Genomic DNA, 25,168 nt, shown 5'->3' on the forward strand with positions numbered 1-25,168 from the left:
TCCGGATGTCACGAGTTCGTAACGGCCAACCCGGTCACGGACGACGCAGCAGGTACGTGTCCATCACCCAGCCCTTGCGCTCGCGCGCGGCCGCCCGCACCGCGGCGATCTCGTCCACCACGTCGGCGAGCTTCCCGGCCACCAGCAGCTCGTCGGCGGTGCCGAGGTAGGCGCCCCAGAAGATCGTCAGGTCCAGGTCGGTGTACCGCCGGCAGACCAGGTCGCTGTCCAGCATCACCACGACGTCGTCGGCGTTGGGCGGGAACTCCTGGGCCAGCCGGCGGCCGGTGGTCAGGTGCACCGCCCCGCCGACCCGGTTGAGCAGCACCCCGTGCCGCGCGGTGAGGGCCTGCACGGCGGTGATGCCGGGGACGACGTCCCACTCGATGTCCAGCTCCCCGGCGGCGGCGATCTCCTCCAGCACCCGGATGGTGCCGTCGTAGAGCGACGGGTCGCCCCACACCAGGAACCCGCCGGTGCCGCCGTCGGGCACCTCGGTCTCGATCGCCCGCTGCAGCAGGACGGCGCGGTCGGTGCGCCAGTCGTCGACGGCCCGGGTGTAGCGATCGGCCGCGGCGACCGACGCCGGGTCGCGGTCGCGCTCGGGGTCGGCGAGCTCGACGAAGCGGTACTCCCCCTCGACGAAGCGCTCGCACACCGCGCGGCGGGCCGCGGTCAGGTCCGCCGTGGCCGGGCCCTTGTCCAGCACCAGGAAGACGTCGACCTCGTTGAGCGCGCGCACCGCGCCGACGGTGACGTAGTCCGGGTCGCCCGCCCCGATGCCGATGACCCGCAGACGTCGCATGCGCCCGAGCCAACCAGACCCGGCGTGCGGGACCATGGGCCCATGCGGTTCCTCAGCGACCAGCGACCGACCACCGACCTGACGTACGCCGACGTCTTCATGGTGCCCAACCCCTCGACCATCGGGTCGCGGCTGGAGGTCGACCTGACCACCCCGGACCGGGTCGGGACGACGATCCCCGTCGTCGTGGCGAACATGACCGCGATCTCCGGACGGCGGATGGCCGAGACCATCGCCCGGCGCGGCGGGCTGGCGGTCATCCCGCAGGACATCCCGGTCGACGTGGTCGGCGAGGTGGTGGGCTGGCTGAAGACCCGGCACACCGTCTACGACACCCCGATCACCCTGGCCCCCACCGCCACCGTCGCCGAGGCCCTGCAGCTGCTGCCCAAGCGCGCGCACGGCGTCGTCGTCGTGGTCGAGGGCGGCCGGCCGGTCGGCGTGGTCACCGACGGCGCGTGCCAGGGGGTGGACCGGTTCACCCAGCTGTCGGAGGTCATGGCCCCCGACCCGCTCACCGTCCCCGCCGGCACCGACCTGCCCAAGGTCTTCGACGTCCTGTCCGAGGCCCGGGTGAACGCCGCGCCCGTCGTCGACGGCGACCAGCTGGTCGGCGTCGTCACCCGCACCGGCGCGCTGCGCTCGGCGCTCTACACCCCGGCGGTCAACGCGGCCGGGCAGCTGCTGACCTCGGCCGCCGTGGGCATCAACGGCGACGTGGCCGGCAAGACCGGGGCGCTGCTGGCGCACGGCGTCGACGTGCTGGTGGTCGACACCGCCCACGGCCACCAGGCCAAGGCCGTCGAGGCGGTGCGCGCGGCCCGGTCGGTGTCCGGCGACGTCCCGATCGTGGCCGGCAACGTGGTCACCGCGGCCGGCACCCGCGACCTGCTGGAGGCCGGCGCCGACGTCGTCAAGGTCGGCGTGGGCCCCGGCGCCATGTGCACCACGCGCATGATGACCGGCGTCGGCCGGCCCCAGTTCTCCGCCGTCGAGGAGTGCGCGGCGGCCGCGCGCGAGGGCGGCAAGCACGTCTGGGCCGACGGCGGGGTGCGGCACCCCCGCGACATCGCCCTCGCCCTGGCCGCCGGCGCGGCCAGCGTGATGGTCGGGTCCTGGTTCGCCGGCACCTACGAGAGCGCCGGCGACGCGCAGACCGACGGCAACGGCCGGATGTACAAGGAGAGCTTCGGGATGGCCTCGGCCCGCGCGGTCAAGGCGCGCACCGCCGGCCAGTCCGGGTTCGAGCGGGCCCGCGCAGGGCTGTTCGAGGAGGGCATCAGCTCCTCCCGGATGTACCTGGACCCGGCCCGTCCGGGCGTGGAGGACCTGGTCGACCAGATCGTGGCCGGCGTCCGGTCGGCGTGCACCTACGCCGGTGCGCGCACCGTCGACGAGCTGCACGAGCGCGCCGTGGTGGGGGTGCAGTCGGCGGCCGGCTACGAGGAGGGCCGGCCGCTGCCGACCAGCTGGTGAGGCCGCTCCCGCTCGAGGAGTTCGAGGACCTGGTCGCCGACGCCCTGGACCAGGTGCCGGCCGACCTGATGGCGCTGGTCGACAACGTCGTCGTCCTGGTCGAGGACCGCAACCCCGACGAGCCCGAGCTGCTCGGGCTCTACGAGGGGTACGCGCTCACCGAGCGCTCGTGGGACCTGTCGGGCCAGCTGCCGGACCGGATCATGGTCTACCGCGAGGCCATCTGCGACGTCTGCGACACCGCCGCCGAGGTCGCGCACGAGGTGACGGTGACCGTGGTGCACGAGATCGCGCACCACTTCGGCATCGACGAGGACACGCTGCACGAACTGGGCTGGGGATGATGGCGGCCATGCCCGACGACGCACGCCTGCCGATCAAGATGCTGCACGACCGGTTGCTGGTGTCGCTGCGCGCCGACGAGGGCGACCGGCGCAGCTCCGGCGGCATCCTCATCCCGGCCACCGCGCAGATCGCCAAGCGGCTGGTCTGGGGGGAGGCCCGGGCCGTGGGCGGCAACGTGCGGCAGGTGAAGGTGGGCGACCAGGTGCTGTTCTCCCCCGACGACCAGCACGAGGTCGAGGTGCACGGCGAGGACCTGCTGATCCTGCGCGAGCGCGACGTGCACGCGGTCGCCGCCCAGCGGATCGAGGAGGCCGGCGGCCTCTACCTGTGACCGCCCGACCACACGATGTGGTCGACAGGGGTTGCGCGACCCCCCAGCGGTAGCAGGATGAGGAGCCGTGACGACGCGGCTGCGGGCTCGGGGGTCAGCCGGCCGCGCCCTGCCGCAGCCGCGCCAGCCAGCCCTCCGCCGTCCCGAAGGCGGTGTCGGCGAAGCGCTCGGGCACCGCGGCGGCGGCCCGTCCGTCGGCCCGCGGGTAGGAGCCGTGGAAGCGCACCTCGTCGCACAGCCGGTGCAGCGCGACCAGCGCGTCGCCCACCCGCCGGTCGGCCACGTGGCCCTCGCAGTCCACGGAGAACGAGTAGACGCCCAGCCGCTCCCGGGTGGGCCGGGACTCCAGCCGGGTCAGGCTGATCCCGCGCGAGGCGAACTCGGTCAGCAGGTCCAGCAGCGCGCCGGTGCGGTCGGCGACGAAGCAGGTCAGCGTGGTCTTGTCCGCGCCGGTCGGCGCGGGCAGCCGGCCGGGGCGCTCCACCTGGACGAAGCGGGTCACCGCGCCCGGGGTGTCGGCCAGCCGCGCGGCGGCGACCTCCAGGCCGTAGCGCTGCGCGGCGAACTCCGGGCAGACCGCGCCGTCCAGGGCGCCCTCGGCCACCAGCCGGGCGGCGTCGGCGGTGGAGGCCGCGGGCAGCACCTCGGCATCGGGCAGGTGCTGCGCCACCCAGCCCCGGGTCTGCGCCAGCGCGTGCGGGTGGCTGCCCAGCCGGGCCACGTCGGCGAGCCCGGCGCCCGGGCGGACGCCCAGCACGAAGTCCACCTCGAGGAACGCCTCGCGGGTGATGACCAGCGGCTCGCCCCCGGCCAGGCCGTCGATCGTCGGGGACACCGAGCCCTCGACCGAGTTCTCCAGCGGCACGAAGGCCGCGTCGACCTCGCCGGACCGGGCCATGGCCAGGGCGGCGGGCACGCTCGCGGCGGGGACCGAGCCCCCCTCGGACGGGGGTCCGAGACTGCGCAGGGCAGCTTCGGTGAAGGTACCTTCGGGCCCCAGGAAGGCGAACCTCGTCGGAGTCGGTCCCGTGGGCTGAGCAGGCATCCGGCGAGGGTAGTGCGGCCGGGGCGTCCAGCGCGGACGACCCGGGGGGAGCTGCCTCGCCACCGTCGTGTCGGCGTCCGCCGTCGCCCAGGTGAGGAGAGGTCCGCGTGAGCACCGGCGCCGCCGACACCTCCGTCGTGGACGACGCCCTGTCCCGGCTGCGCTGGGACCTGCTGGCGGTCAGCGACGGCGACGACCCGCGGGTCTTCACCGACCTGCTCGCCGACCACGAGGCCGACCTCACCGCCGCCACGTCGTCCCCGCGCTGGCAGGCCTGGTCGCACGCCTTCGCCGCCCGCCGGCTGCTGGCCGAGCACGACGCCGGGGCGGCTGCGGACCAGGTGGCCGCCGCCCGCGCCGCCGCCGAGGACGGCCCGGCCGACGCCGAGCGCGCCCTCCTGCTGGCCTACCTGGCCCACCTCGAGGTGGCCGGCGACCGGTTCGAGGCCGCGCTGCACCTGGCCGTGGACGCCAGCCTGCTCACCGACCAGGTGCCCGCCGACCAGCCCAGCCGCGCGCTGCACCAGGCCCACCTGTGGCTGTCGCTGGCGCTGACCCGGCTGGACCTGGAGGAGCTGGCGGTCGCGCAGGCCCTGCGGGGCCACCGGGTGGCCGCCGAGCTCGACGACGACGCGGCCCGCTGGCAGCTGCTCGCGCTGTGCGCCCAGCAGCACGCCGAGCTGGCCCAGACCGTGCACCGGCGCGGCGACGAGGTGCGGGCCGCCCGGCTGGCCGCGGTGGCGCTGCGCTGCTCGTTCACCGCCACCGAGCTGCCGCACGAGCCCGCCGACGCCGAGTCCGACCTGCTCTCGGTCGTGCACGGCTGGTCGCTGATGCTGGCCGGCGACCTGGAGGACACCCTGCCGGCGCTGCGCCGGGTGCGGGACCGGGTCGCCGCCGAGGGCGGGCCGTGGCTGCGCGGCTACGCCGACCTGGCGCTGGCCCGCCTGCTCTGCCGGCTGGCCGGCCCCCCGGACGCGCTGGGCCCGCCCGCCGAGGAGGCCGCCGACCTGCTGGCCGACGCGGCGACCGCCTTCGCCGCGGTCGGCGACCGGCGCCGCTACCGGCAGGCGCTGCTGGAGCTCGGCCGCACCACCGCGGCGCTCGGCCGGGCCGCCGAGGCCCTGCACTGGCTGGAGGCCTACCGCGGCGAGACCGTGCGGATGCACCAGCGCAGCCGCGAGCTGTGGGCCGACCTCTTCGTCCGCCGCTCCCGGCTGCGCGAGGCCGAGCGGCAGACCGCGCTGATGCGCCGGCACGCCCTGGAGGACCCGCTCACCGGGCTGGGGAACCGGCGCAGCGCCGAGCGCCGGCTCTCCGAGCTCGACCCGGCCGCGGCACCCGTGGCCCTCGCGGTGGTCGACGTCGACAGGTTCAAGTCGGTCAACGACAGCCACTCGCACCTGCACGGCGACGCCGTGCTGCGGCGGCTGGCCGACCTGCTCCGCGTGCACTGCCGCACCGGCGACGAGGTGTACCGCTGGGCCGGCGACGAGTTCCTGGTCGTGCTGCCCGGGGCCGGCGAGGCGCAGGCGGTGGTGGCGATGGAGCGGCTGCGCCGCGCCGTCGTGCAGTGCGCCTGGGACGAGCTGGGCGTGCGCGACGAGGTGACGGTCAGCATCGGCATCGCCACCTCCCACCCGGAGGCGCCGCGCACCTGGCGGCAGCTGTTCGAGGACGCCGACCTGCACCTGTTCGCCGCCAAGCGCGCCGGCCGCGACCGGGTGCGCACCTCCCCGCGCGACGGCGACGACGCCCCGGCGCCCGCCGGACCGCACACCTCGGTCGACGCCCTGGTCGACGAGCTGCTGGGGGCCCGCACCCCGCGCTCCCCCGGCTGGGCCTTCGAGCCCGACCCCGACGCGGCCGACCCGGACCCGGCGCCGTGATGCCCCCCGTCGTGGCGCCCGCCGCGGTGGTGCCGCTGGTGCCGGTGGGACGGCCGGGGTCCCTGGGGCGGCCGTGACCCGGCGAACCCGGCGGCCGCGGCGTGGCCCCGACGGAATGCGTGACAGAACGCAGTCCGCCGGGCACAGTGCGTTCGTGCCACCGGGGATCCTGCACGAGCAGGTCAGCGCTGCGCTGGCGAACTGGCAGCTCGACGTGGCCGAGGCCCTGCTGTCCGACGCCGACGGCGACCCCGCACCCGCGGCCGGGGCGCCGCTGACCTCGCTCTCCCGCGCCTGGGCCGACACGCTGCGCGCCGAGCTGCTCGTCCGCCGGCTGCGGATGGCCGGGTTCACCCTGCTCGGCGACCCCATCGACGAGACCGGCAGCGCGGTCGAGCGCCCGCTCGACCCGCACGACCCGCACGAGGGCCCGCCGGCCGAGGACGCCGGCGCCGGCCGCGTGGGGGCCCGCACCGGGTCCGCCGGCCACGCCGCGGCGGCCATCGCCCTGGTCCGCTCGGCCCGCGCCGCCTTCGACGCCAGCGACGACGACCTGCAGCGGGCCGCCGGCCTGGCCCGGCACGCCCGCATCGAGCTGCTGTCCCGCCGCGTGGACGCCGCCATGGACGAGGCGGTCGAGGCCGCCAGCCTGCTGGACCCCGCGCTGCCCCCGACCCCGCTGCTGGTGCACACCCTCGGCGCGCTGTCGTCGGTGCTGGCCGACCTCGAGCTGATGCCGCTGGCCCTGGACTACCAGCGCCGGGCGCACCACACCGCCCTGCGGCTGGCCGAGGACGAGCCCGGGCCCGACGCCGGCGGCCTGGTCGGCGACAGCGCCGCCCGGCTGGCCGCGCTCTGCGCCGAGGTGGGCGAGGGCCTGCTCGACGACGACAGCCCCGACGCCGCCGACCCGCACTTCGCCGAGGCCCGCGCGCTGGCCGAGGAGAGCCTGGCCGGGCTGGCCGAGGACGACCCGCACCGGCCCACCGCCGAGGTGGTGCTCGGCTCCGCGCTGGTGGGCCTCGGCGAGCACGACGCCGCCGTCGCCGTCCTGCAGCGGGTGGCCGGCACCGTCCCGGCCAGCGAGGACCGCGCCCTGCTGGCCGCGGCCGAGCTGGCCCTGGGCCGGGCGCTGCGCCGGCAGGGCCGGGGCGCCGACGCCGACGACCACCTCGCGCTCGCCCTGGCGCTGGCCACCGAGCAGGGCCTGCCCCGGCTGCGGCGGGCGGCGCTGCGCGAGCTGTGCACGCTGCACGCCGACCTGGACGACGCCGCGCGGGCGCTGCCCTACCTGCAGGCCTACCTGGCCGACGAGCTGGACCGGGTGGACGAGCGGCGCACCCGCTGGGTGGAGCTGTTCGGCCGCCGCAAGAGCCTGCTGGAGACCGAGCGCGCCGCCGGGCAGCTGCGCCGGCAGGCCTACGAGGACCCGCTGACCCACCTGCCCAACCGGCGCTACGCCGAGGGCCGGCTCGACGGCCTGCTGGCCGCCGGCGCCGCCCCCGCCCTGGCCGTGGTGGACATCGACCACTTCAAGGCGATCAACGACCAGGCCGGGCACCCCGGCGGCGACGCCGTGCTGCGCGCGGTCGCCCAGCTGCTGGTCGACGGCGTCCGCGACACCGACGAGGTGTGCCGCTGGGCGGGCGACGAGTTCGTCATCCTGCTGCCCGACACCACCGCGGAGCAGGGCGAGCGGGCCATGGAGCGGATCCGGCAGTCCATCGCCACCAACGACTGGTCCGCCCTCGGCGTCGACGTGCCGGTGACGATCAGCGCGGGCATCGCGTCGGCGGCCCGCGGCGACGACCGCCGCACGCTGTTCGCCGCGGCAGACGGCGTGCTCTACGACGCCAAGCGCAGCGGCCGCGACCGCGTGGTGCGGCTGTCCGGGGTGACCCAGACCCGCGCCGCCGACGGCGCCCCCGCCGACCCGCCGCGGCCGGCGGCGCCGGTGTTCGAGGGCGAGCTGCTCGACCTCGACACGGCCACCTCCGGTGATGCCGCGCCGGCCGGTCCGGCGGATAGTGTCGCCGGCGTGCAGCCCCAGCCGACCGACATCCTCTTCGGCGGCCCGCGCGACGTGCCCTCCCCGCGCGCCGAGGAGGACGACGCGGGCGGCTTCGGCCGGCTGCTGGTGGAGCCCGCCGTGCCCGCTGAGCCCGTCCCCACCCGCCCGGGCCCGCGCCCGCGGGTCGTGGGCCGGGTGGTCGGCCCTGCCGACGGCCCCGCCGACGTCCCCGCCGCCGACCAGCCGGCCCCCGGTGCCGGTCGCACCCCGGCCACCCGCGCGCCCCGCACCGGCCCCGAGGTCGTCCGCGCCGCCGGCCGCAGCACCGAGCACGTGCTCGCGCTCGTCCGCGCCGCCCGGCAGGAGCACCCCGAGCGGCCCGCCGTCGTCGTCGGCGCCCCGGCCGACACCCTGGTCGCGCTGGCCGCCGAGCACGACGCCTACACGACGATGGACCACGCGGCGATGGCCGCCGCAGTCGGGCCGCTGCCCGAGCCGCGGGGGCGGGTGGTGGTGCTCGGCGCCGGGTCGGTGGACACCGCCGTCGCCGCCGAGGCCGCGTTCCTGGCCCGGGTCGGCGGCACCGAGGTGGTCCGCGTCGAGGACGTCGGCGTCGCCGCCGTGCCGGCGCTGCTGGCCGACGGGTCGCTGCTGGCGGACGCCGGGTGCGTGGTCGTCGTGGCCGGCACCGACGCGGCCCTGGCCACCGCGGTCGCCGGTGCCACCGAGGTGCCCGTCGTCGCCGTCCCCACGTCGGGCGGGCAGTCGGGGGCCCTCGCCGGCATCGGCGCGCTCCTGACGATGCTCAACTCCGGCACCGCCGGGGTGGTGGTCTCCGCGGTCGACGACGGCTGCGCCGCCGGGGTCGTGGCCGCCCGCATCGCCCGGCGCTGAGCCGTGACCGGACCCACGCCGCGGCGGGGCCTCCGGCGCCGCAGCCGCTGGTAGGGTCCTCTCCCAGCGAAGGGGAGTAGCCCCCCAATCTCGTGGTCGACATGCTGGCGCTCCGGCGCCCGGTCACGAGGGCCTCGGGAGACCGGGGCGGGCGAGACCTTCGACCCAGGTACATCCGTGTGCCGGGTCGAGGTCTCGCGAGGACCCGGCCCGGCCGGTCGCAGAGAGGCCCACCACGCGTGGACGCAGTCTTCTACAGCACCGTGCTCAGCTTCGGTGTCATCTTCGTCGCCGAGCTCGGTGACAAGTCCCAGCTCATGGCGCTCACGTTCGCCACCCGCTACAAGATCGTGCCGACCCTCATCGGCATCACGGTCGCCACCGCGGTCGTGCACCTGGCCTCGGTGGGCATCGGCTACGGCCTGGGCGTCTCGCTGCCCACCGCCTGGATCAGCCTGGTGGCCGCGCTGGCCTTCATCGCGTTCGGCTTCTGGACGCTGCGCGGCGACGAGCTCAGCGACGACGAGAGGGACAAGGTCAACCGGACCACGAAGTCGGCGATCATCGCCGTCGGCACGGCCTTCTTCCTCGCCGAGCTGGGCGACAAGACCATGCTCGCGACCATCACGCTGGCCACCGACCACGGCTGGTTCGGCACCTGGCTGGGCTCGACGCTGGGCATGGTCGCCGCGGACGCGCTGGCCATCGTGGTCGGCCGCTGGCTGGGCAAGAGCCTGCCGGAGAAGACCATCAAGTACGGCGCCGCGGCGCTGTTCTTCCTCTTCGGCGCCTGGCTGCTGATCGAGGCCATCACCGAGCTGACCTGATGCCCGGCGGCGCGCCGGGCATCAGGGCTCGGTGCGCCGCTCGGCCATGGCGGCCAGCCGCTCCAGCGCCTCGACGTTGCGCCGGCGCAGCACCGCCTCCGAGACCGGGTTGTGCACCCACTTGCCGGGGCCGCTGACCGGTTCCTCGGTCATGGTGACCCGGGTGCCGCCGTCCTCGCTGCGCAGGTCCAGCTGCACCCGGGCCTCGCCCAGCGGCCAGCCCTTGGCCAGCAGCACCAGCTTGCTGGCGGGCTGGGAGACCTCGACGCGGGCCTCGTCGTCCAGCGTCAGCGGCCAGCTGCCCTGGCTGTGGTGCAGCACCGCCCCGGCCGCGGGCCAGACCGCGTCGACCGCGCGCATGTGCGAGGCGCCGACCACCCAGTTGCTGTAGGACCAGCCGTCGGCGAGCACGTCCCAGACGGCGGTGGGCGGGGCGTCGACGTGCCGCGAGACGGTGGCCATCGGCCCATCGTGTCGCGGCCGGATCGGTTCCGCACCGGCAGCGGCGCTTGCGCTGGTGAGCCGTTCCCGCATCCCGACGGCCAGGCCCGCGACGGTCAACCGGTCGGCCGCGCCACCCAGCACGCGGGCCAGGCGCTCGTGCCGGACCCCGGCCAGCCGCAGCCGCAGCTGCACCCGGGTGCCGCTGCCCCGCTCGTGCAGCACGATGGCCCAGCTCAGCCGGACGTGGTCGCGGACCGACCGGTGCACGAGCACGTGCGGCGGGGTCATCTCGTGCGCGGTGAAGGTGGCGTGCCGGCCGCCCCAGTCGGGGATGGTGTCGCCCACCCGCAGGCCGGCGAGCGCGGGGTCCAGGTGCCGCAGGCCGCGGCGGGCGCGCGGGGTGAGGGCATCGACCCACCTCGGGAGGTAGTAGCCAGCTGCACGAACCACGGCCAGACGTCGGCCGGCGGCGCGGGCAGGTCGAAGGCGGTGTCCATCGCGATGGTGGCGTCGGGGACGACGTCGTCCCCGGGCAGCACGGCGGCGCGCTCGGCGGCCGACGGGCGGGTGCTCACCCCGGCACGTTCGCGCGCAGCTCGGCCAGCCACAGCGCGGCCGAGCCGTCCGAGGGCGCCCGCCAGTCACCGCGCGGGGACAGCGACCCGCCGGCGCTCACCTTGGGCCCGTTGGGCATCGCCGAGCGCTTGAACTGGCTGAACCCGAAGAAGCGCTGGCAGAACACCTCGAGCCAGTGCCGGATCTCGGGCAGGTCGTAGGCGGTGCGCTTGGCCTCGGGGTAGGCGTGCGGCCAGTCCCCGGCGCCGGCGTCCCGCCAGGCGTGCCAGGCGAGGAAGGCGATCTTGGAGGGCCGGAAGCCGTAGCGCAGCACGTGGAAGAGGGTGAAGTCCTGCAGCGCGTAGGGGCCGACGCTGGCCTCGGTCGACTGCGCGGTCTCCCCCGGCACCAGCTCGGGGCTGATCTCGGTGTCCACGATCGACTGCAGCGTCGCGCCGACCTCCTCGTCGAACTGGCCGGTGGCGATGACCCAGCGGATGAGGTGCTGGATGAAGGTCTTCGGGATGCCGCCGTTGACGTTGTAGTGGCTCATCTGGTCACCGACCCCGTAGGTCGACCAGCCCAGGGCCAGCTCGCTGAGGTCGCCGGTGCCCAGCACGATGCCGCCGCGCTGGTTGGCGATCCGGAACAGGTAGTCGGTGCGCAGGCCGGCCTGCACGTTCTCGAAGGTGACGTCGTAGACCGGCTCGCCGGCACCCGCGGGGTGGCCCATCTCCTGCAGCATGAGCCGCGCGGTGGGCTGGATGTCCAGCTCGGCGGCGGTGACCCCCAGGGCGCGCATGAGCGCCCAGGCGTTGCCCTTGGTGTGGTCGCTGGTGGCGAACCCCGGCATGGTGAAGGCCAGGATGTCGCTGCGGGGGCGACCGGCCCGGTCCATGACCTGGGCGGCGACGATGAGCGCGTGGGTGGAGTCCAGCCCGCCGCTGACCCCGATGACGACCTTCGGGTCGCCGATCGCGGCCAGCCGCTGGGCCAGGCCCGCGACCTGGATGTTGTAGGCCTCGTAGCAGTCCTGCTCGAGGCGGGCGTCGTCGCTGGGCACGAACGGGAAGCGCTCGAGCTCCCGGCGCAGGCCGAGGTCGCCCTCCGGCGGGTCGAGGGTGAACTCGACGGTGCGGACCGACGGCGCGACGTGCCGGCGGTTGTCGTCGAAGGTGCCCATCCGGGCGCGCTCCTGGCGGAGCAGGTCCAGGTCGACGTCGGCGACGGCGCGGCGGTCGCCGTCGGGGAAGCGGTCGGTCTCGGCGAGCAGGACGCCGTTCTCGTAGACCAGGGTCTGGCCGTCCCAGGACAGGTCGGTGGTCGACTCGCCCTCGCCGGCGGCGGCGTAGACGTAGGCGGCCAGGCACCGGCTGGACGCCGACCGCACCAGCAGCCGGCGGTCCTCGGCCCGGCCCACGGTGATCGGCGAGCCGGAGAGGTTGACCAGCACCGTCGCCCCGGCGAGGGCGGCCTCGGCGCTGGGCGGGACGGGCACCCACATGTCCTCGCAGACCTCGGCGTGCAGCACCAGGCCCGGGACGTCGGTGGCGGTGAAGAGCAGGTCGGGGCCGAAGGGGACGTCGTCCCCGCCGATGCGGATCGCGCTGCCGGCCTGGTCGTCGCCGGGGGCCAGCTGGCGGCGCTCGTAGAACTCGCGGTAGGTCGGCAGGTAGGACTTGGGGGCGACGCCGAGCACCCGGCCGCGGTGCACCACGACGGCGCAGTTGTAGACGCGGTTGCGGTGCCGGAGGGGGGCGCCGACCACCAGCACCGGCAGCAGGTCGCGGCTGCCCTCGACCACCTGGGCCAGCGCGGTCTCGACGGCGTCCAGGAGCGGGTCCTGCAGCAGCAGGTCCTCGACGGAGTAGCCGGACAGGGTCAGCTCGGGGAAGACCGCGACCGCCACGCCGTCCTCGGCGCAGGCCCGGGCCTGGCGGAGGACGGCGTCGGCGTTGGCCGGCGGGTCGGCGAGCGCGGTGCGCTGGGTGCAGGCCGCCACCCGCGCGAACCCGTGCCGGTAGACCGAGGTGAACCCCATGGTGATCAGTGTCGCGCGCCCGGGCCCCCGCCGTCGGCCGCCCTCCCCCGGCCGGGTGTCAGAACGGTGCGGTGCCCGCGCGGTCGGTGAACGTGCCGGTCGGGCCGTCGGCACCCTGCAGGGCCAGCGCGACGACGGCGTCGGTGCCCTCGGTGACCGTCTGGGTGCCGCTGTTGCCGTTCAGGTCGGTGGCCGTGTAGCCCGGGTCCGCGGCGTTCACCCGGATGCCGGGGAGGGCCCTGGCGTACTGCACGGTCAGCATGGTCAGTGCGGACTTCGACGCGCAGTACAGCGGCGCGACCACGGTGGACTCGATGCGGTCGCCGTCGTGCACGGCACCGAAGGAGCCCAGCCCGCTGGTCACGTTGATGATCGCGGGGGCGGCCGAGGCGCGCAGCAGCGGCAGGAAGGCGGTCGTCGTCCGGACCGCGCCGGCGACGTTGGTGTCCAGGACGGCGAGCGCGTCGGCGCCGGTGAGGTCGGCCGGGTCCGCGTGGCTGCCCGTGATGCCGGCGTTGTTCACCAGGACGTCGAGCCCGCCCAGCGCGCCGACGGTGGCCGCCGCGGCCGCGACGGAGGCGTCGTCGGTGACGTCGAGCTGGACGAAGCGGGCGCCGAGCTCGTCGGCGGCCTGCCGGCCGCGGGGCTCGTCGCGGGCGCCGATCCACACGGTGTGGCCCTCGGCGAGGAGGCGGCGGGCGGTCTCGCGACCCAGGCCCTTGTTGCCGCCGGTGATCAGTGTCGTGGTCATGCCGGCCACTGTGCGCCGGGTGGCGGGGTCGGCGCGTGGCCCGGCACAGCCTGTGGAGTGCCGGTACCAGGCTGTCGGGTGCGGGCGGGACGACACTGGGGGCGTGACGGACCACGGTGAGCTCGGGTCGCTGCTGCGGTCCTGGCGGGACCGGCTGTCCCCCGCCGACGTGGGGACGGCGACCGGGGGCGTGCGGCGGGCCGCCGGGCTGCGGCGGGAGGAGCTGGCGGCGCTGGCCGGGGTGAGCGTGGACTACGTCGTCCGGCTGGAGCAGGGCCGCGCCCGGACGCCGTCCGCGCAGGTGGTGGCGGCGCTGGGCCGCGCGCTGCAGCTGGACCGGGCCGAGCGGGACCACCTGTACTCCCTCGCCGGGCTGCGGCCGCCCGGGGACGCCCTGGTGAGCACGCACGTGCCGGCCGGGGTGCAGCGGATGGTGACGCGGATGGGCGACAACCCCATCGCGGTGTTCACGGCGAGCTGGGACATCCTGCTGTGGAGCCCCACCTGGGCGGCGCTGTTCGGGCAGCCGGCCGGGCGCACCGCGTGGGAGCGGAACCTGGTCGTGCAGACCTTCCACGAGGACCGGTTCGCCGAGGAGCGGATCGGCCGCGCGGTCCACACCGACGGCGGGGCGGGGTTCCGGGAGTCGCTGGTCGCGGGCCTGCGCCGGGCCCAGGGCCGCCACCCCGAGGACCCGGGGCTGCGGGCGCTGATCGGCCGGCTGCAGGACAGCAGCGCCGAGTTCGCCCGGCTGTGGCGCACCGGCGTGGTCGGCGAGCACCTGTCCCAGCGCAAGGTGGTCGAGCACCCGACGGTCGGCCGGCTGGAGGTCGACTGCGACGTGTTCACCGTCAGCGGGTCGGAGCTGCAGATCGTGGCCATGACCGTGCCCGCCGGGTCCCCCGCCGCCGAGAAGCTCGACTTCCTCCGCGTCACCGCAGCCGCCGCCGTCTGACGGCCCGCGCGGGGTTCCGGGGTGCCACGACCGCGAGGCTCACCGACCTCGGCACCAACGCACGGGACCGCCGGTCGCTGGCTGACCGGTGGGTGGTGCGCGGTGGCGGGCCTCGTCCAGCACGGCGAGGTGGTGCAGGAGGACGACGGGGCCGCCGACGGCAGGGCACTCGACGCCCACAGGCGCCGTCGAGCCGGACATCGCACCCACCCGGAGATCACGATCCCACGCCCCGCGCCGACCACCTGGACCGGTGTCGGCATCGGCCAGGATCCGGAACAATGCCTGCTCAGGAGCTCGTTCGGGGCCCGGAACTGTCGTACCCCTCTGGTCGAATGGGTCCATGACGGCGACGGCGCAGCGGTTCTGGGTGGAGATCACCCCGCGCCTCGCCGTGGACCGCGCGGGGGGTCCGACGGTGCTGCCGCGGTTGACCGGCCTCGCCGCAGCCGCCGGCCTCGCGGGCGCCGCCCTGGACGACGAGCTCGCCTCGGTGCACCGCCAGATGGCGGCGCTGGCCGCCTACCGGGCCGGGCTCGTCGAGCGCAAGGCCACCCTCGGCGCCCGGCAGCCGTTGCCGTTCGCGCCCGGGGCCCGCACCGACACCCGTCCCGAGGCCGACGGCGACCTCGACCCGTCGCTGCAGGCCGCCGACGACTTCCTGCCCGAGGAGGTCGCGGTCCTGCTGCGCATGTCGGTGCCCTCGGCCCGCTACCTGGTCGACGACGACCTGGTGCTGGTCCGCCAGCTGCCCGCGGTGTGGCACGCGCTGGCCGACGGCCGCATCGACGAGACCCGGGCCAAGGTGCTGGTGCGGGCACTGCGCTACCAGGCCGCGTCCTGGGGCGGCCCGGTCGACGACGCAGTGGTCGACGAGGTCGCAGCACGCGGGGTGGAGTGGGCAGCGGCCGGGTGCCCGCCGACCACGCTGCGCGAGCGCGTCGACGCCGCCCTGGTCGCTGCCGACCCCGAGGCCGCCGACCGGCGCAGGAACCTCCGCAAGCGGGAGGCCGACGTCCGGGTGCAGGGCACCGGTGACGGCCTGGCCGACCTGCGCGCGACCCACCTCGACGCCGCTGACGCCGCGCTGGTCAAGGCCCAGCTCGACGCCTTCGTCCGCAGGCTCCAGGCCGAGGGCGACGACCGCCCGGCCGGCCAGATCCGCACCGCGCTCGTCGTCACCCTGCTGACCCGGCCGTGGGAGGCGCTCGACCCGGCCATCGCGCACCTGACCATCAACGCCGACCTCGCCGACCTACTCGTCCCCGGCATCGGCGACCTGCTCGCCGACGCCGACGCCGAGGCCACAACCGCTGACGCCGATCCGTCCCCCACTGACGAGGGGACGGGTGTGCCCGGAGGCGGGGACGACGGGACACCTGCGCCCGGAGCCCGCCAGGGAGCAGATGTGCCCGGCGGTGCGCAGGTGGGGGACGTGGGTGGGCTGCCGGTGTCGCCGGCCGCGGTGCGGGAGCTGCTGCGGCGCATCGACGCCCTGGGTCTCACGCACCCCGACGGCGGGGAGCTGGCCTTCACCGTCACCGGCGAGCACGGCCGCCTGCTCGCCGTCGCCACCCCGGAGGAGCTCCTCGCCGCCGCCCGCGCCGGCCGAGGCGTCGGCCCACCACCACCGGCCGCCGGTTACGCCCCCACCGCCGCCCAGTACCGCCACCTCCGCGCCCGCGACCGGCACTGCCGCTTCCCCGGGTGCCGCCAGGTCGCGCTGCGCACCGACGCCGACCACGTCGTCCCCTACGACCACCGTGACCCGGCGGCCGGTGGGCGTACCTGCGTGCGCAACCTGGTGCTGCTCTGCCGGCGGCACCACCGGCTGAAGACCTTCGCGCCCGGCTGGCGCTTCGCCCTCGACCCCGACGGCACCCTGCACGTCACCACGCCCGGTGGCAGCACCCTGGTCACCCAGCCACCGGGCGAGGGCGACGTCCTCGACCTCGGGCACCCACCACCGCCACCGCACGACCCGGTCGCGGACCCCGCCCCGTTCTGAGCTGCACTGCGCCCCGGCGTCGACGGCTGACGTCTCCCGCAGGGGCCCGCTCGCCGGGGGGCCCACGCGCGTCGCTAGTTTCGGCGCCCGTGCGCATCGTCAGCCTGAACGCCTGGTGCGGGGTCGAGCTGGACGCGCTGCTCGCCTGGCTCCCCGCCGTCGGGGCCGACGTGCTGTGCCTGCAGGAGGTCACCAGTTCGTCGACGCACCACGGCTGGGTGACCTACGCCGACGGCGACCGCACCCTGCGCCAGCGCTCCGACCTCCTCGCCGACGTCCGCGCCGTGCTGCCCGGCCACGAGGCGCACTTCGTCACCTTCGACACCGGGCCGGTGGTCGGCGAGGACGGCACCCGGCACCGCCAGCTGTTCGGCGAGGCCGTGTTCGTCCGCCACGGGCTGCCGGTGGTCGGCCTCGGCGCGGAGCACGTCGTCGGCGACTTCGCCGCGCACGACGAGTGGCCGCCCGAGGGCCGGCCGCGCCTCGCGCAGGCCGTGCGCGTCGTCGACCCGCACGGCGGCCGGCCCGTCGTCGTGGTGCACACCCACGGCGTCCGCGAGCGCAGCGGCAAGGGCGACACCGGTCTCCGACGGTCGCAGGCGGAGCGCCTCGCCGAGGTCGTCGAGCGGGTCCGCCGTCCCGGCGACCTGGTCGTCCTGGTGGGCGACCTCAACCTGCTGCCGGACTCGGAGACCTTCGACGTGCTGGCCGGCATCGGGCTGCGCGACCTCGTCGGCACCGCCGACACCCGCACCCACCTCTACGCCAAGGCGGTGCGGCACGCCAGCTACGCGCTCGTCTCCGACGTCGACGCGGTCCGCCGCTTCGAGGTGGTCGCTGCGCCGGTCGTCTCCGACCACCGGCCCCTGGTGCTCGACCTCGAGGGCTGAGCCCGGCCACCGGGGGGTGCACGATGCGGGGATGAGCGAGCACGCGGGCGAGCGCCCGCTCGAGGCCGGCATCCGCACCGACCTGCGCGACACCATGACCTACGGCGGCTACCTCGACCTGGACCGCCTGCTGTCCGCGCAGCACCCGGTCAGCCGGCCCGAGCACCACGACGAGCTGCTGTTCATCATCCAGCACCAGACCACCGAGCTGTGGTTCAAGCTGGTCCTGCACGAGCTGCGCGCGGTCCGCGACCAGCTCGACGCCGACGACCCCGCCCGCGCGCGCAAGGGCCTGGCCCGGGTCAAGCACATCTTCCGGACCCTCGCCGAGCAGTGGTCGGTGCTGGCCACCCTCACGCCGAGCGAGTACGCCGAGTTCCGCGGCGCGCTGGGCAGCTCCTCGGGCTTCCAGTCCCACCAGTACCGCGCCGTCGAGTTCATCCTCGGCAACAAGAACGCCGCGATGCTGACGGTCTTCGAGGCCGACCCCGCCGCCCGCGCCGTGCTGGCCGAGCTGCTGGGCACCCCCACCGTCTACGACGCCTTCCTCGCCCACCTCGCCCGCGCGGGCCACGCCGTCCCCGAGGAGCTGCTGCACCGCGACGTCACGGCGGCCTGGACCTTCTCCCCCGAGCTGGTCCCGGTGATCCGCCGGGTCTACGACGACACCGACGCGCACTGGGACGCCTACGCCACCTGCGAGGACCTCGTCGACATCGAGGACGCCTTCCAGTTCTGGCGCTTCCGCCACCTGCGCACCGTGCAGCGCACCATCGGCTCCACCACCGGCACCGGCGGCTCCTCGGGCGCGGCGTTCCTCCGCCGCGCGCTCGACCTCACCTTCTTCCCCGAGCTCTACGAGGTCCGCACCGGCATCGGCGCCGGCGCTACTGGTCGGTGAGGCGGGACATGCTGTCGGGCAGGTCCTGGCTGTGCAGCACGGCCAGCCGCTGGGTGGCGCGGGTCAGGGCGACGTAGAGGTCGGAGTCCCCGCGCACACCCTCGGCCAGCACCGCGGCCGGCTCGACCAGCACCACGGAGTCGAACTCCAGGCCCTTGGCCTCCGCCGGGCGCAGCAGCACCGGGCCGGCCGAGGAGTCGGCGTCCGCCCCGGCGGTGGCGTCGGGCAGCGCGGCCACGGCGGCGCCGAACAGCGACGGCGGCACGATCACCGCCGCCGTCCCGCCCTTGCCGGCCAGGTCCGCGGTCACCTCGGCGACCCGGTCCAGCAGGTCGCCGGCCGCCACCCGCTCGGCCCGGGGCTGCTCGCCGCTGCTGCGCACCGACCGTGGCGCCGCCAGCGTCGACCCCGACGCCGCCAGCACGTCCGCGGCGACCTCCATGATCTCCGTCGGCGTCCGGTAGTTGACCGTCAGCACCGCCTGGCGCCACTGCGTCCGGGCGTGCGGGGTGAGCACCTCGGCCCAGCTGTCCGCCCCGCCCAGCGTGCCGGTCTGCGCCAGGTCGCCGACCACGGTCATCGACAGCGTCGGGCACTTGCGGGCCAGCACCCGCCAGGCCATCGCCGACAGCTCCTGCGCCTCGTCGACCACCACGTGCCCGAAGGTCCAGGTGCGGTCGGCGGCGGCCCGCTCGGCGGTGGAGCGGTAGTCGGCCTCGTCGGTCCGGGCGGCCAGGCCCTCGGCATCCAGCAGGTCGCCGGCCATCAGCTCCTCGGACTCCTCGTCGTCGTCCGCGTCGTGCGACCGGGAGCCGTGCAGCAGGTCCAGCACCCGCTGCGCCTCGTCCAGCCCGGCCTGCCGGCGGCGCGCCGCGGCGGCCCGCTCGGCGGAGTCGTCGACGCCGAGCAGCTCGTCGGCCTCCTCCAGCAGCGGGACGTCGGACACCGTCCACGGGGCGTCGGCACCGCGCAGCAGCAGCGCCCGGTCGGCGTCCGACAGCCCCCGGCCCGCGCGGGCCAACCGGTCGGGCGAGGCGAAGAGGTCGCGCAGCAGGTCCTCGGGCGTGAGCAGCGGCCACAGCTCCTCGACCAGGTCGACCACCGCGGGCTCCCCGGCGATCTCCCGGCGCAGCGCGCGGCGGTCCTCGGCGTCCAGCAGGTTCTCCCCGCCCCGGACGTCGGAGCCCAGCCGGTCGGCCACCCGCTGAGCCAGCAGGTCGACCAGGCCGCGGTAGAAGGCCGGGCGGGCCAGGTTGTGCAGCCGCGACGCCCGCCGCGCCTGGGTGCGCACCTTGGCGACGTCGCCCGCGCGCAGCCGGATCCGCTCCCGGTCGATGACCAGCTCGCGGGTGCCGCGCAGCACGCCCTGCCGGTCCTTCACCGCCGCGGCGACCACCTCCGCCATGGCGAGCCGGCCCTTGACGTCGGCCACCGCGGGCTCGTCGACCAGCGTGGTCGACAGCCCCGGCCGCAGGTCGCCCAGACCGGCCATGACCACGCCGGTCTCACCCAGGGCCGGCAGCACGTCGGCGATGTAGCGCAGGAACGTCGGGGTGGGCCCGACGACGAGCAGGCCGCTGCGGGCGAGCCGGTCGCGGTGGGTGTAGAGCAGGTAGGCCGCGCGGTGCAGCGCGACGGCGGTCTTGCCGGTGCCCGGGCCGCCCTGCACGACCAGGATGCCGCGGGAGTCCGAGCGGATGATCGCGTCCTGCTCGGCCTGGATGGTCCGCACGATGTCGGTCATCCGGCCGGTGCGCTCAGCGGTCAGCGCGCGCAGCAGCGCGGCCTCGCCGGTCAGCCCGCGGTCGTCGGCCTCCTCGCCCTCGGCGAGCACCAGCACCTCGTCGTCGATGCCGGTGACCGTGCGGCCCAGGGTGCGGATGTGCCGGCGCCGGGCGATGCCCTCGGGCCGGAACGGGGTCGCGGTGTAGAACGGCCGGCTGGCCGGGGCCCGCCAGTCGACCAGCGCGGGGTCACCGCCCGCGTCGTCGGCGGGCAGCCCGGTGCGGCCCACGTACAGCGGCTGCGGGTTCTCCTCGCGGTCCAGCCGGCCCAGCACCAGCCCGGCCTCGGCGGCGTCCAGCTGCACGATCCGGGTGCCGTGGAACCGGACCGCGGCCTCCTTCTCCCCCATCGCCTGCGGGTTGTCCACCAGCGGCGCGGAGATGGCCTGCTGCCGGCGGGTGACCGCCAGCTCCCGGGCGGCGTCGAGCCGGGCGTAGAGACCGGTGACGTGCTCCTGCTCCTCGGCGAGCGCCTGGTCGGTGGTGCTGCTCGACACGTGCGGGTCTCCTCAGGGGGCGGGCGAGCCGACCACGGTAGTCGGCGTACCTGCCGTTCGGGGGCCACCCGGCGCTAGGGTCCGACCGTGCCCGGCCACCACGTCGCCCAGCTCAACGTGGGGACGACGGTGGAGCCGGTCACCTCGGCCCGCCTCGACGGCTTCTTCGAGCTCATGGAGCCGGTCAACGCCCTCGCCGACGCCGCGCCCGGCTTCGCCTGGCGGCTGCCGCCCGGTGACGCCGAGGCCGACGCCTACCTCCGCGCCCGCGGCGACCGGCTGATCATCAACCTGAGCACCTGGACGTCGCTCGCTACGCTGCGCGACTTCGTCTACACGGGCCCCCACGCGGCGGCGATGCGGCGCCGGCGCGAGTGGTTCGAGCAGGTGCGGGAGGCCTTCACGGTGCTGTGGTGGGTGCCGGCCGGGCACCGGCCGACCGTGGCCGAGGCCGAGGCCGATGCGAGGCTGACCCGGCTCCGCGCGGAGGGGCCGGTCCCGGACGCCTTCACCTTCGCCCGCCCGTTCCCGGCCCCCGCGGACTAGCGCCCGAGCACCTGCGCCAGCGCGCCGGCCAGCCACTCCCGCGCGTCGTCCCCGGGCGCCTCCAGGTGCCGGGCGGCGACGTAGCAGTCGGGGCGGACCAGCAGCACGCCGCCGTCGGCGATCTCGCGCAGGTCGGCCCAGGTGCCGTACGGGTCGTCGAAGGGCAGCCCGGGGCCGATGGCGACCGGCGTGATCTCCAGCCCGCGCTCGGCGCCGAGCGCCGCGGCCGCCGCCAACCAGGCCTCCCCGCCGACCCCGGTGACGACGGCGAACCTGCCCTTGCCGACCAGGTCCAGCGTCGAGACCTCGCGGCCCCCGCGGGTGACCCAGGCGTGCGGCAGCTTGGCACCGGGCCAGGTGGTGGGCTGGGCGTAGAGCTGGTGGTCGCGGCGGTAGGGCGGCATGTCGGTGCCGTCGGGGACCACCGCGCCCGAGGCGTAGCGCTGGTTGTGCTCCACGCCGTGCGCGTCGAACTCGTAGGCCTTGTAGGCGATGGCCTCCCGGACCGCGGCGCGCACCTTGTCCCCCTCGGCACCCGGGGCCCGGCGCAGCGCGAGCTGGCGCTCCAGCGCCTCGGTGTCGGTGCTGTCGGTCAGCTCCAGCGCGGCCATGATCCGGCCGGTGTCGGCGATCGACTGGTTCGCCCGCTCCACGACCTGCCGGGCGATCGGCGCCCGCTCGGCGTCGTAGGACTCCAGCAGCGCCGGGTCCGCCGTGCCGGCGACGACGTGGGCGAGCTTCCAGGCCAGGTTGTAGCTGTCCTGGATCGAGGTGTTGGAGCCCAGGCCGTTGGTCGGCGGGTGCCGGTGCACCGCGTCGCCGGCGCAGAACACCCGGCCCCGGGCGATCGTGGTGGCGAAGTGGTGGTTGACCGTCCACGGCGAGCCCGAGACGACCTCCATCTCGAAGTCGTCGCTGCCCACCAGCCCGACGGCCAGCTCGCGGACGAACTCGTCGGTCAGCTCCGGCGGGCCGTCGGCGACGGCGTAGCCCCACATGAGCATCCACTTCGTCCAGGGCTCGATCATCCGCAGGACGCCGAGGCCGACGCCCTCCTTCTCCGCGCCGGGCTGCAGCATCCAGTAGAGGACCGACGGCCGGTGCGCGACGAGGTGGGTCAGGTCGGCCTCGAACACGATGCCCAGCGCGCCACCGACGGCACCGGGGCCCTCGAAGGGCAGCTCGAGGTCGGCGGCGACCTTCGACCGCGCCCCGTCGGCGCCGACCAGGTAGCGGGACCGGATCTCGTACTCCAGGCCGCTGAGCCGGTCGCGGACGGTGGTGGTGACGCCCTCGTCGTCCTGCACGTGGCGCAGGTACTCGGTGTCGAAGCGCACGGTCGCGCCGCGGTCCTGGGCGGCCTTGACCATCACCGGCTCGGTGATCGTCTGCGGGGCGTCGAGCATCGTGCAGGGGCTGGCCAGCTGGTAGTCGGCGTGCCGGGCGGGGTCGGTGCCCCAGCTCGGGATCCGGCCGAGCTCCTCGCCGGCCAGCGAGGTGCAGAAGGTCGTCGTCCCCATGAGCTCCCAGGGCGTGGCCAGCGCCATCAGGGTGTCCTCGACGCCCATGTCGCGCATGGTCTCCAGCGCCCGCTGGTTGGTGATGTGCGCCCGCGGGTCCTGCGACAGCCGGGAGTACTTGGTGACGACGACGACGCGGGTGCCGTAGCTGGCCAGGAACAGCGCCGCGGAGGCGCCGGCGGGGCCGGTCCCCACCACCAGGACGTCGGTCTCCACGGGCACGGGCGCACTCCTCGGTGGGTGACGGTGACCGCGATCACGGCCGAGCGCGACACTCGTTGAGCGTTCGACCACTGTCAAGGGCCTCCTACGCTGGGCCGGTGACCGTGCTGGACCCCGACGTGGCGAGCGCCCGCGCCGCCGCCCACCGGGACCGGCTGAGCACCTGGGTCGGCCCGCACCTGGAGCGTCGGCAGCGGCACGAGGCGCACCCGGTGCTGGACTTCCTGTTCACCTACTACTCCGAACCCCCGGCCCGGCTGCTGCGCTGGCACGCCGGCGTCGGCGCCTCGGTCACCGGCGAGCTCGCCGAGGAGCGGCTGGGCTGGCCGCTGTACACGCGGCTGCCCGACGGCTCGGTCGGGCTGGACGTCGCCGCCTACCGCGCCAAGCGGGGGACGTCGGCCGGGTGGGTCGCCGGGCTGCTCGGCGCGACCGCCGGGAGGGCGGGCCAGTTCGGCTGCTTCGGCCTGCACGAGTGGGCGATGGTGCACCGCGGCGCCCCCCGGCACGGCGCCGTCCCGCTGCGGCTGGGCCCGGCCGGCACCGACGCCGTCGTGGAGTCCCACCGCCTGCAGTGCACGCACGTCGACGCCTACCGGTTCTTCACCCCGACCGCGGCCCCGCGCAACGCGCTCACCCCCACCCGCGGCACCCAGGTGGCGCTGGAGCAGCCGGGCTGCCTGCACGCCGGCATGGACCTCTACAAGTGGGCCTACAAGCTCGCCCCCGCGGTGCCCGGCGAACTGCTCGCCGACTGCTTCGAGCTCGCGGTGGACATCCGGGTGCTGGACATGCGGGCCAGCCCCTACGACCTCGCCGGGCACGGCTACCCGCCGGTGCCGATCGAGACAGCGGCGGGCAAGGCCGACTACGCCGCGGCCCAGCGGGGCTTCGCCGCGCGCGGCCAGGCGCTGCGGGCCCGCCTGCTCGCCGTCTGCGACGCCGTCCTCTAGGGGATCGTCCGCAGCCAGTCGGCGACCGCGCGGCCCAGCTCGTCGGGGCTGTCCTCCGGCACGAAGTGGCTGCCCGGCACCTGCACCTCGGTGAGGTTCGGCCAGCGGCGGACCAGGTTCCGCTGCCGGCCCACCAGGATCGAGCCGGGCTCGGCGTCGACGAACAGCTTGGGGACGTCGGAGTGCGCCAGCCACTCGCCGTAGCGGTCGACGACGTCGTGCACGTCCGGCGGCACGTGCTCGATCGGGATGCTCCGCGGCCACTCCAGGGTGGGCCAGCGGCTCTCCGGCGTCGGGTAGGGCGCCCGGTAGCGGTCGTGCACCTCGGGCGCCAGACCCTGCAGCGTCGAGGCGGGGAGGATCCGCTCGACGAAGGTGTTGCGCTCGAGCACCAGCTCCTCGCCGCGGTCGGAGCGCATGCCCTGGAACACGCCCTTCGCCGCGCGCGGCCAGTCGGCCCACAGCAGCGGCGTCACGATGGTCTCGGTGAAGGCGATCGCCCGCACCCGGTCGGCGTGCCGGCGGGCCCAGTCGAAGCCCAGCGCCCCGCCCCAGTCGTGCAGCACCAGGGTGACCCGGTCGCCGAGCTGCACCTCCTCCAGCAGGTCCTCCAGGAACGCGGCGTGGGTGGCGAAGGAGTACGTCCCGCGGCCCGGGTCGGGCAGCTTCTCCGACTCGCCCATCCCGATCAGGTCGGGGGCCACGCAGCGGCCGAGCCCGGCCAGGTGCGGGATGACCCCCCGCCACAGGTAGGACGACGTCGGGTTGCCGTGCAGCAGGACGACCGCGTCGCCCCCACCGGTGTCGACGTAGGCCATCTCCCGGCCGCGCACGCGCACCCGGGAGCGGGGGTAGGGGTCGTGCGCCGGGGCCGCCATCACCCGATCCTGCGCCGGACTCGACCCTGACGCGACGTGAGGCGCTTCGATCACCGGTGCCAGGGAGAGAGGAGGGGCCGTGGGCCACACGGTGGGTGAGCTGGCCGGGCTGGCCGGGGTGACGGTGCGCACGCTGCACCACTACGACCACCGCCCTGCTGGACGACCCGGACGTCGCCGGGGCCGAGCAGCGCTGGGGCGACACCGAGGCCTGGGCGCAGTCGCAGGCCCGCACCGGCCGGTGCACCAAGGCCGACTGGCTGGCGATCAGGGCCGAGACCGACGACCTGGAGCGCCGGTTCGCCGCCGCCCTGGCCGACGGCGCCCCGGCCGACGGCGACCGGGCGATGGACCTGGCCGAGGAGCACCGGCAGCAGATCACCCGGCGGTACTACGACTGCCCGCCGGAGCTGCACGCCGCCCTCGGCCGGATGTACACCGACGACGAGCGGTTCACCGCGTACCACGAGCGGGTCGCGCCGGGCCTGGCCGCCTACGTGGGCACCGCCTGCCAGGCCAACGCTGCCCGGCAGGGCTGAAACCGGAACAGCTCCGTTCTCACCCGCGGGGGTGGAACGGCTCCACCCCTGGTCAACAGCG

21 protein-coding genes are annotated in these 25,168 nt (G+C 75.8%); 13 read left to right on the top strand and 8 right to left on the bottom strand.

Annotated features, from left to right (window positions below):
• Positions 1-34: 34 nt before the first annotated feature.
• On the bottom strand, positions 35-805 hold the full coding sequence (gene cobF / locus BLT39_RS03810) for a precorrin-6A synthase (deacetylating) (protein WP_091058742.1): 771 nt from the start codon (positions 803-805) through the stop codon (positions 35-37).
• 42 nt (positions 806-847) lie between these two features.
• Between cobF and BLT39_RS03815 the strand changes: the two genes are divergently transcribed.
• Genes BLT39_RS03815 through BLT39_RS03825 form a run of 3 tightly spaced genes read left to right on the top strand, consistent with a single transcriptional unit; the run spans position 848 to position 2,957 of the window.
• Positions 848-2,281, top strand: coding sequence for a GuaB1 family IMP dehydrogenase-related protein (locus BLT39_RS03815; protein WP_091058745.1), 1,434 nt, complete (start codon positions 848-850; stop codon positions 2,279-2,281).
• The gene (locus BLT39_RS03820; protein ID WP_091058748.1) at positions 2,278-2,625 is read left to right on the top strand and encodes a metallopeptidase family protein; all 348 of its coding nucleotides are present in this window, start codon (positions 2,278-2,280) and stop codon (positions 2,623-2,625) included. The genes BLT39_RS03815 and BLT39_RS03820 overlap by 4 nt, the downstream gene beginning before the upstream one ends.
• An 8-nt stretch (positions 2,626-2,633) precedes the next feature.
• Complete coding sequence (locus tag BLT39_RS03825; RefSeq protein ID WP_091059456.1) at positions 2,634-2,957, top strand: GroES family chaperonin; 324 nt, start codon at positions 2,634-2,636, stop codon at positions 2,955-2,957.
• A gap of 94 nt (positions 2,958-3,051) precedes the next feature.
• On the opposite strand, the gene pheA is transcribed toward BLT39_RS03825, so the two are convergent.
• A complete protein-coding gene (gene pheA / locus BLT39_RS03830) occupies positions 3,052-4,002 on the bottom strand; it encodes a prephenate dehydratase (protein ID WP_091058751.1) in 951 nt (316 codons plus the stop codon).
• A gap of 107 nt (positions 4,003-4,109) precedes the next feature.
• Between pheA and BLT39_RS03835 the strand changes: the two genes are divergently transcribed.
• The 3 genes from BLT39_RS03835 (at position 4,110) to BLT39_RS03845 (ending at position 9,623) form a co-directional block, all read left to right on the top strand.
• On the top strand, positions 4,110-5,891 hold the full coding sequence (locus BLT39_RS03835; RefSeq protein WP_091058756.1) for a GGDEF domain-containing protein: 1,782 nt from the start codon (positions 4,110-4,112) through the stop codon (positions 5,889-5,891).
• A 154-nt stretch (positions 5,892-6,045) separates the two neighbouring features.
• A complete protein-coding gene (locus tag BLT39_RS03840) occupies positions 6,046-8,796 on the top strand; it encodes a diguanylate cyclase domain-containing protein (protein WP_242658133.1) in 2,751 nt (916 codons plus the stop codon).
• A 239-nt stretch (positions 8,797-9,035) separates the two neighbouring features.
• Positions 9,036-9,623, top strand: coding sequence for a TMEM165/GDT1 family protein (locus BLT39_RS03845; RefSeq protein WP_207507555.1), 588 nt, complete (start codon positions 9,036-9,038; stop codon positions 9,621-9,623).
• 21 nt (positions 9,624-9,644) lie between these two features.
• Here the strand turns inward: BLT39_RS03845 and BLT39_RS22685 are convergent, their stop codons facing one another.
• The 3 genes from BLT39_RS22685 to BLT39_RS03860 all read right to left on the bottom strand — a co-directional run bounded on the left by BLT39_RS22685 (position 9,645) and on the right by BLT39_RS03860 (position 13,414).
• Entirely contained in the window at positions 9,645-10,517 is an 873-nt protein-coding gene (locus BLT39_RS22685) for an SRPBCC family protein (protein WP_207507556.1), read from the bottom strand.
• A gap of 121 nt (positions 10,518-10,638) precedes the next feature.
• Positions 10,639-12,663 (bottom strand): NAD(+) synthase, encoded by a 2,025-nt coding sequence (locus BLT39_RS03855; protein ID WP_091058761.1) that lies wholly within the window; start codon positions 12,661-12,663, stop codon positions 10,639-10,641.
• Between the two features lie 58 nt (positions 12,664-12,721).
• Positions 12,722-13,414 carry an SDR family NAD(P)-dependent oxidoreductase gene (locus BLT39_RS03860; RefSeq protein ID WP_091058764.1) on the bottom strand — a complete coding sequence of 231 codons (693 nt, stop codon included), beginning with the start codon at positions 13,412-13,414 and terminating at the stop codon, positions 12,722-12,724.
• Between the two features lie 103 nt (positions 13,415-13,517).
• On the opposite strand from BLT39_RS03860, the gene BLT39_RS03865 reads away from it, so the two are divergent.
• The 4 genes from BLT39_RS03865 (at position 13,518) to BLT39_RS03880 (ending at position 18,168) form a co-directional block, all read left to right on the top strand.
• The gene (locus BLT39_RS03865) at positions 13,518-14,369 is read left to right on the top strand and encodes a helix-turn-helix transcriptional regulator (RefSeq protein ID WP_242658134.1); all 852 of its coding nucleotides are present in this window, start codon (positions 13,518-13,520) and stop codon (positions 14,367-14,369) included.
• A 343-nt stretch (positions 14,370-14,712) separates the two neighbouring features.
• On the top strand, positions 14,713-16,377 hold the full coding sequence (locus tag BLT39_RS03870; RefSeq protein ID WP_091058771.1) for an HNH endonuclease signature motif containing protein: 1,665 nt from the start codon (positions 14,713-14,715) through the stop codon (positions 16,375-16,377).
• An 89-nt stretch (positions 16,378-16,466) separates the two neighbouring features.
• Positions 16,467-17,267, top strand: coding sequence for an endonuclease/exonuclease/phosphatase family protein (locus BLT39_RS03875; RefSeq protein WP_091058775.1), 801 nt, complete (start codon positions 16,467-16,469; stop codon positions 17,265-17,267).
• A gap of 31 nt (positions 17,268-17,298) precedes the next feature.
• Positions 17,299-18,168, top strand: a complete 870-nt coding sequence (locus BLT39_RS03880) for a tryptophan 2,3-dioxygenase (RefSeq protein ID WP_091058777.1) — start codon at positions 17,299-17,301, stop codon at positions 18,166-18,168.
• Here BLT39_RS03880 and BLT39_RS03885 read toward each other — a convergent pair.
• Positions 18,155-20,449, bottom strand: coding sequence for a HelD family protein (locus BLT39_RS03885; RefSeq protein WP_091058781.1), 2,295 nt, complete (start codon positions 20,447-20,449; stop codon positions 18,155-18,157). The genes BLT39_RS03880 and BLT39_RS03885 overlap by 14 nt on opposite strands.
• Before the next feature lie 87 nt (positions 20,450-20,536).
• Here BLT39_RS03885 and BLT39_RS03890 point away from each other — a divergent pair, with 87 nt between their 5' ends.
• On the top strand, positions 20,537-20,995 hold the full coding sequence (locus BLT39_RS03890; RefSeq protein ID WP_091058784.1) for a DUF3291 domain-containing protein: 459 nt from the start codon (positions 20,537-20,539) through the stop codon (positions 20,993-20,995).
• Here BLT39_RS03890 and BLT39_RS03895 read toward each other — a convergent pair.
• Positions 20,992-22,737 carry an FAD-dependent oxidoreductase gene (locus BLT39_RS03895; RefSeq protein ID WP_091058787.1) on the bottom strand — a complete coding sequence of 582 codons (1,746 nt, stop codon included), beginning with the start codon at positions 22,735-22,737 and terminating at the stop codon, positions 20,992-20,994. The two genes, BLT39_RS03890 and BLT39_RS03895, sit on opposite strands and share 4 nt — an antisense overlap.
• Positions 22,738-22,835: 98 nt before the next feature.
• Between BLT39_RS03895 and BLT39_RS03900 the strand changes: the two genes are divergently transcribed.
• Positions 22,836-23,690, top strand: coding sequence for a 3-methyladenine DNA glycosylase (locus BLT39_RS03900; protein ID WP_091058790.1), 855 nt, complete (start codon positions 22,836-22,838; stop codon positions 23,688-23,690).
• On the opposite strand, the gene BLT39_RS03905 is transcribed toward BLT39_RS03900, so the two are convergent.
• Positions 23,687-24,568 (bottom strand): haloalkane dehalogenase, encoded by an 882-nt coding sequence (locus tag BLT39_RS03905; protein WP_091058794.1) that lies wholly within the window; start codon positions 24,566-24,568, stop codon positions 23,687-23,689. The two genes, BLT39_RS03900 and BLT39_RS03905, sit on opposite strands and share 4 nt — an antisense overlap.
• A gap of 158 nt (positions 24,569-24,726) precedes the next feature.
• Here BLT39_RS03905 and BLT39_RS03910 point away from each other — a divergent pair, with 158 nt between their 5' ends.
• A complete protein-coding gene (locus BLT39_RS03910) occupies positions 24,727-25,107 on the top strand; it encodes a TipAS antibiotic-recognition domain-containing protein (protein ID WP_242658152.1) in 381 nt (126 codons plus the stop codon).
• Positions 25,108-25,168 lie beyond the last annotated feature (61 nt).

The sequence above is a fragment of the Klenkia brasiliensis genome, assembly GCF_900100695.1.
Lineage (GTDB): Bacteria > Actinomycetota > Actinomycetes > Mycobacteriales > Geodermatophilaceae > Klenkia > Klenkia brasiliensis.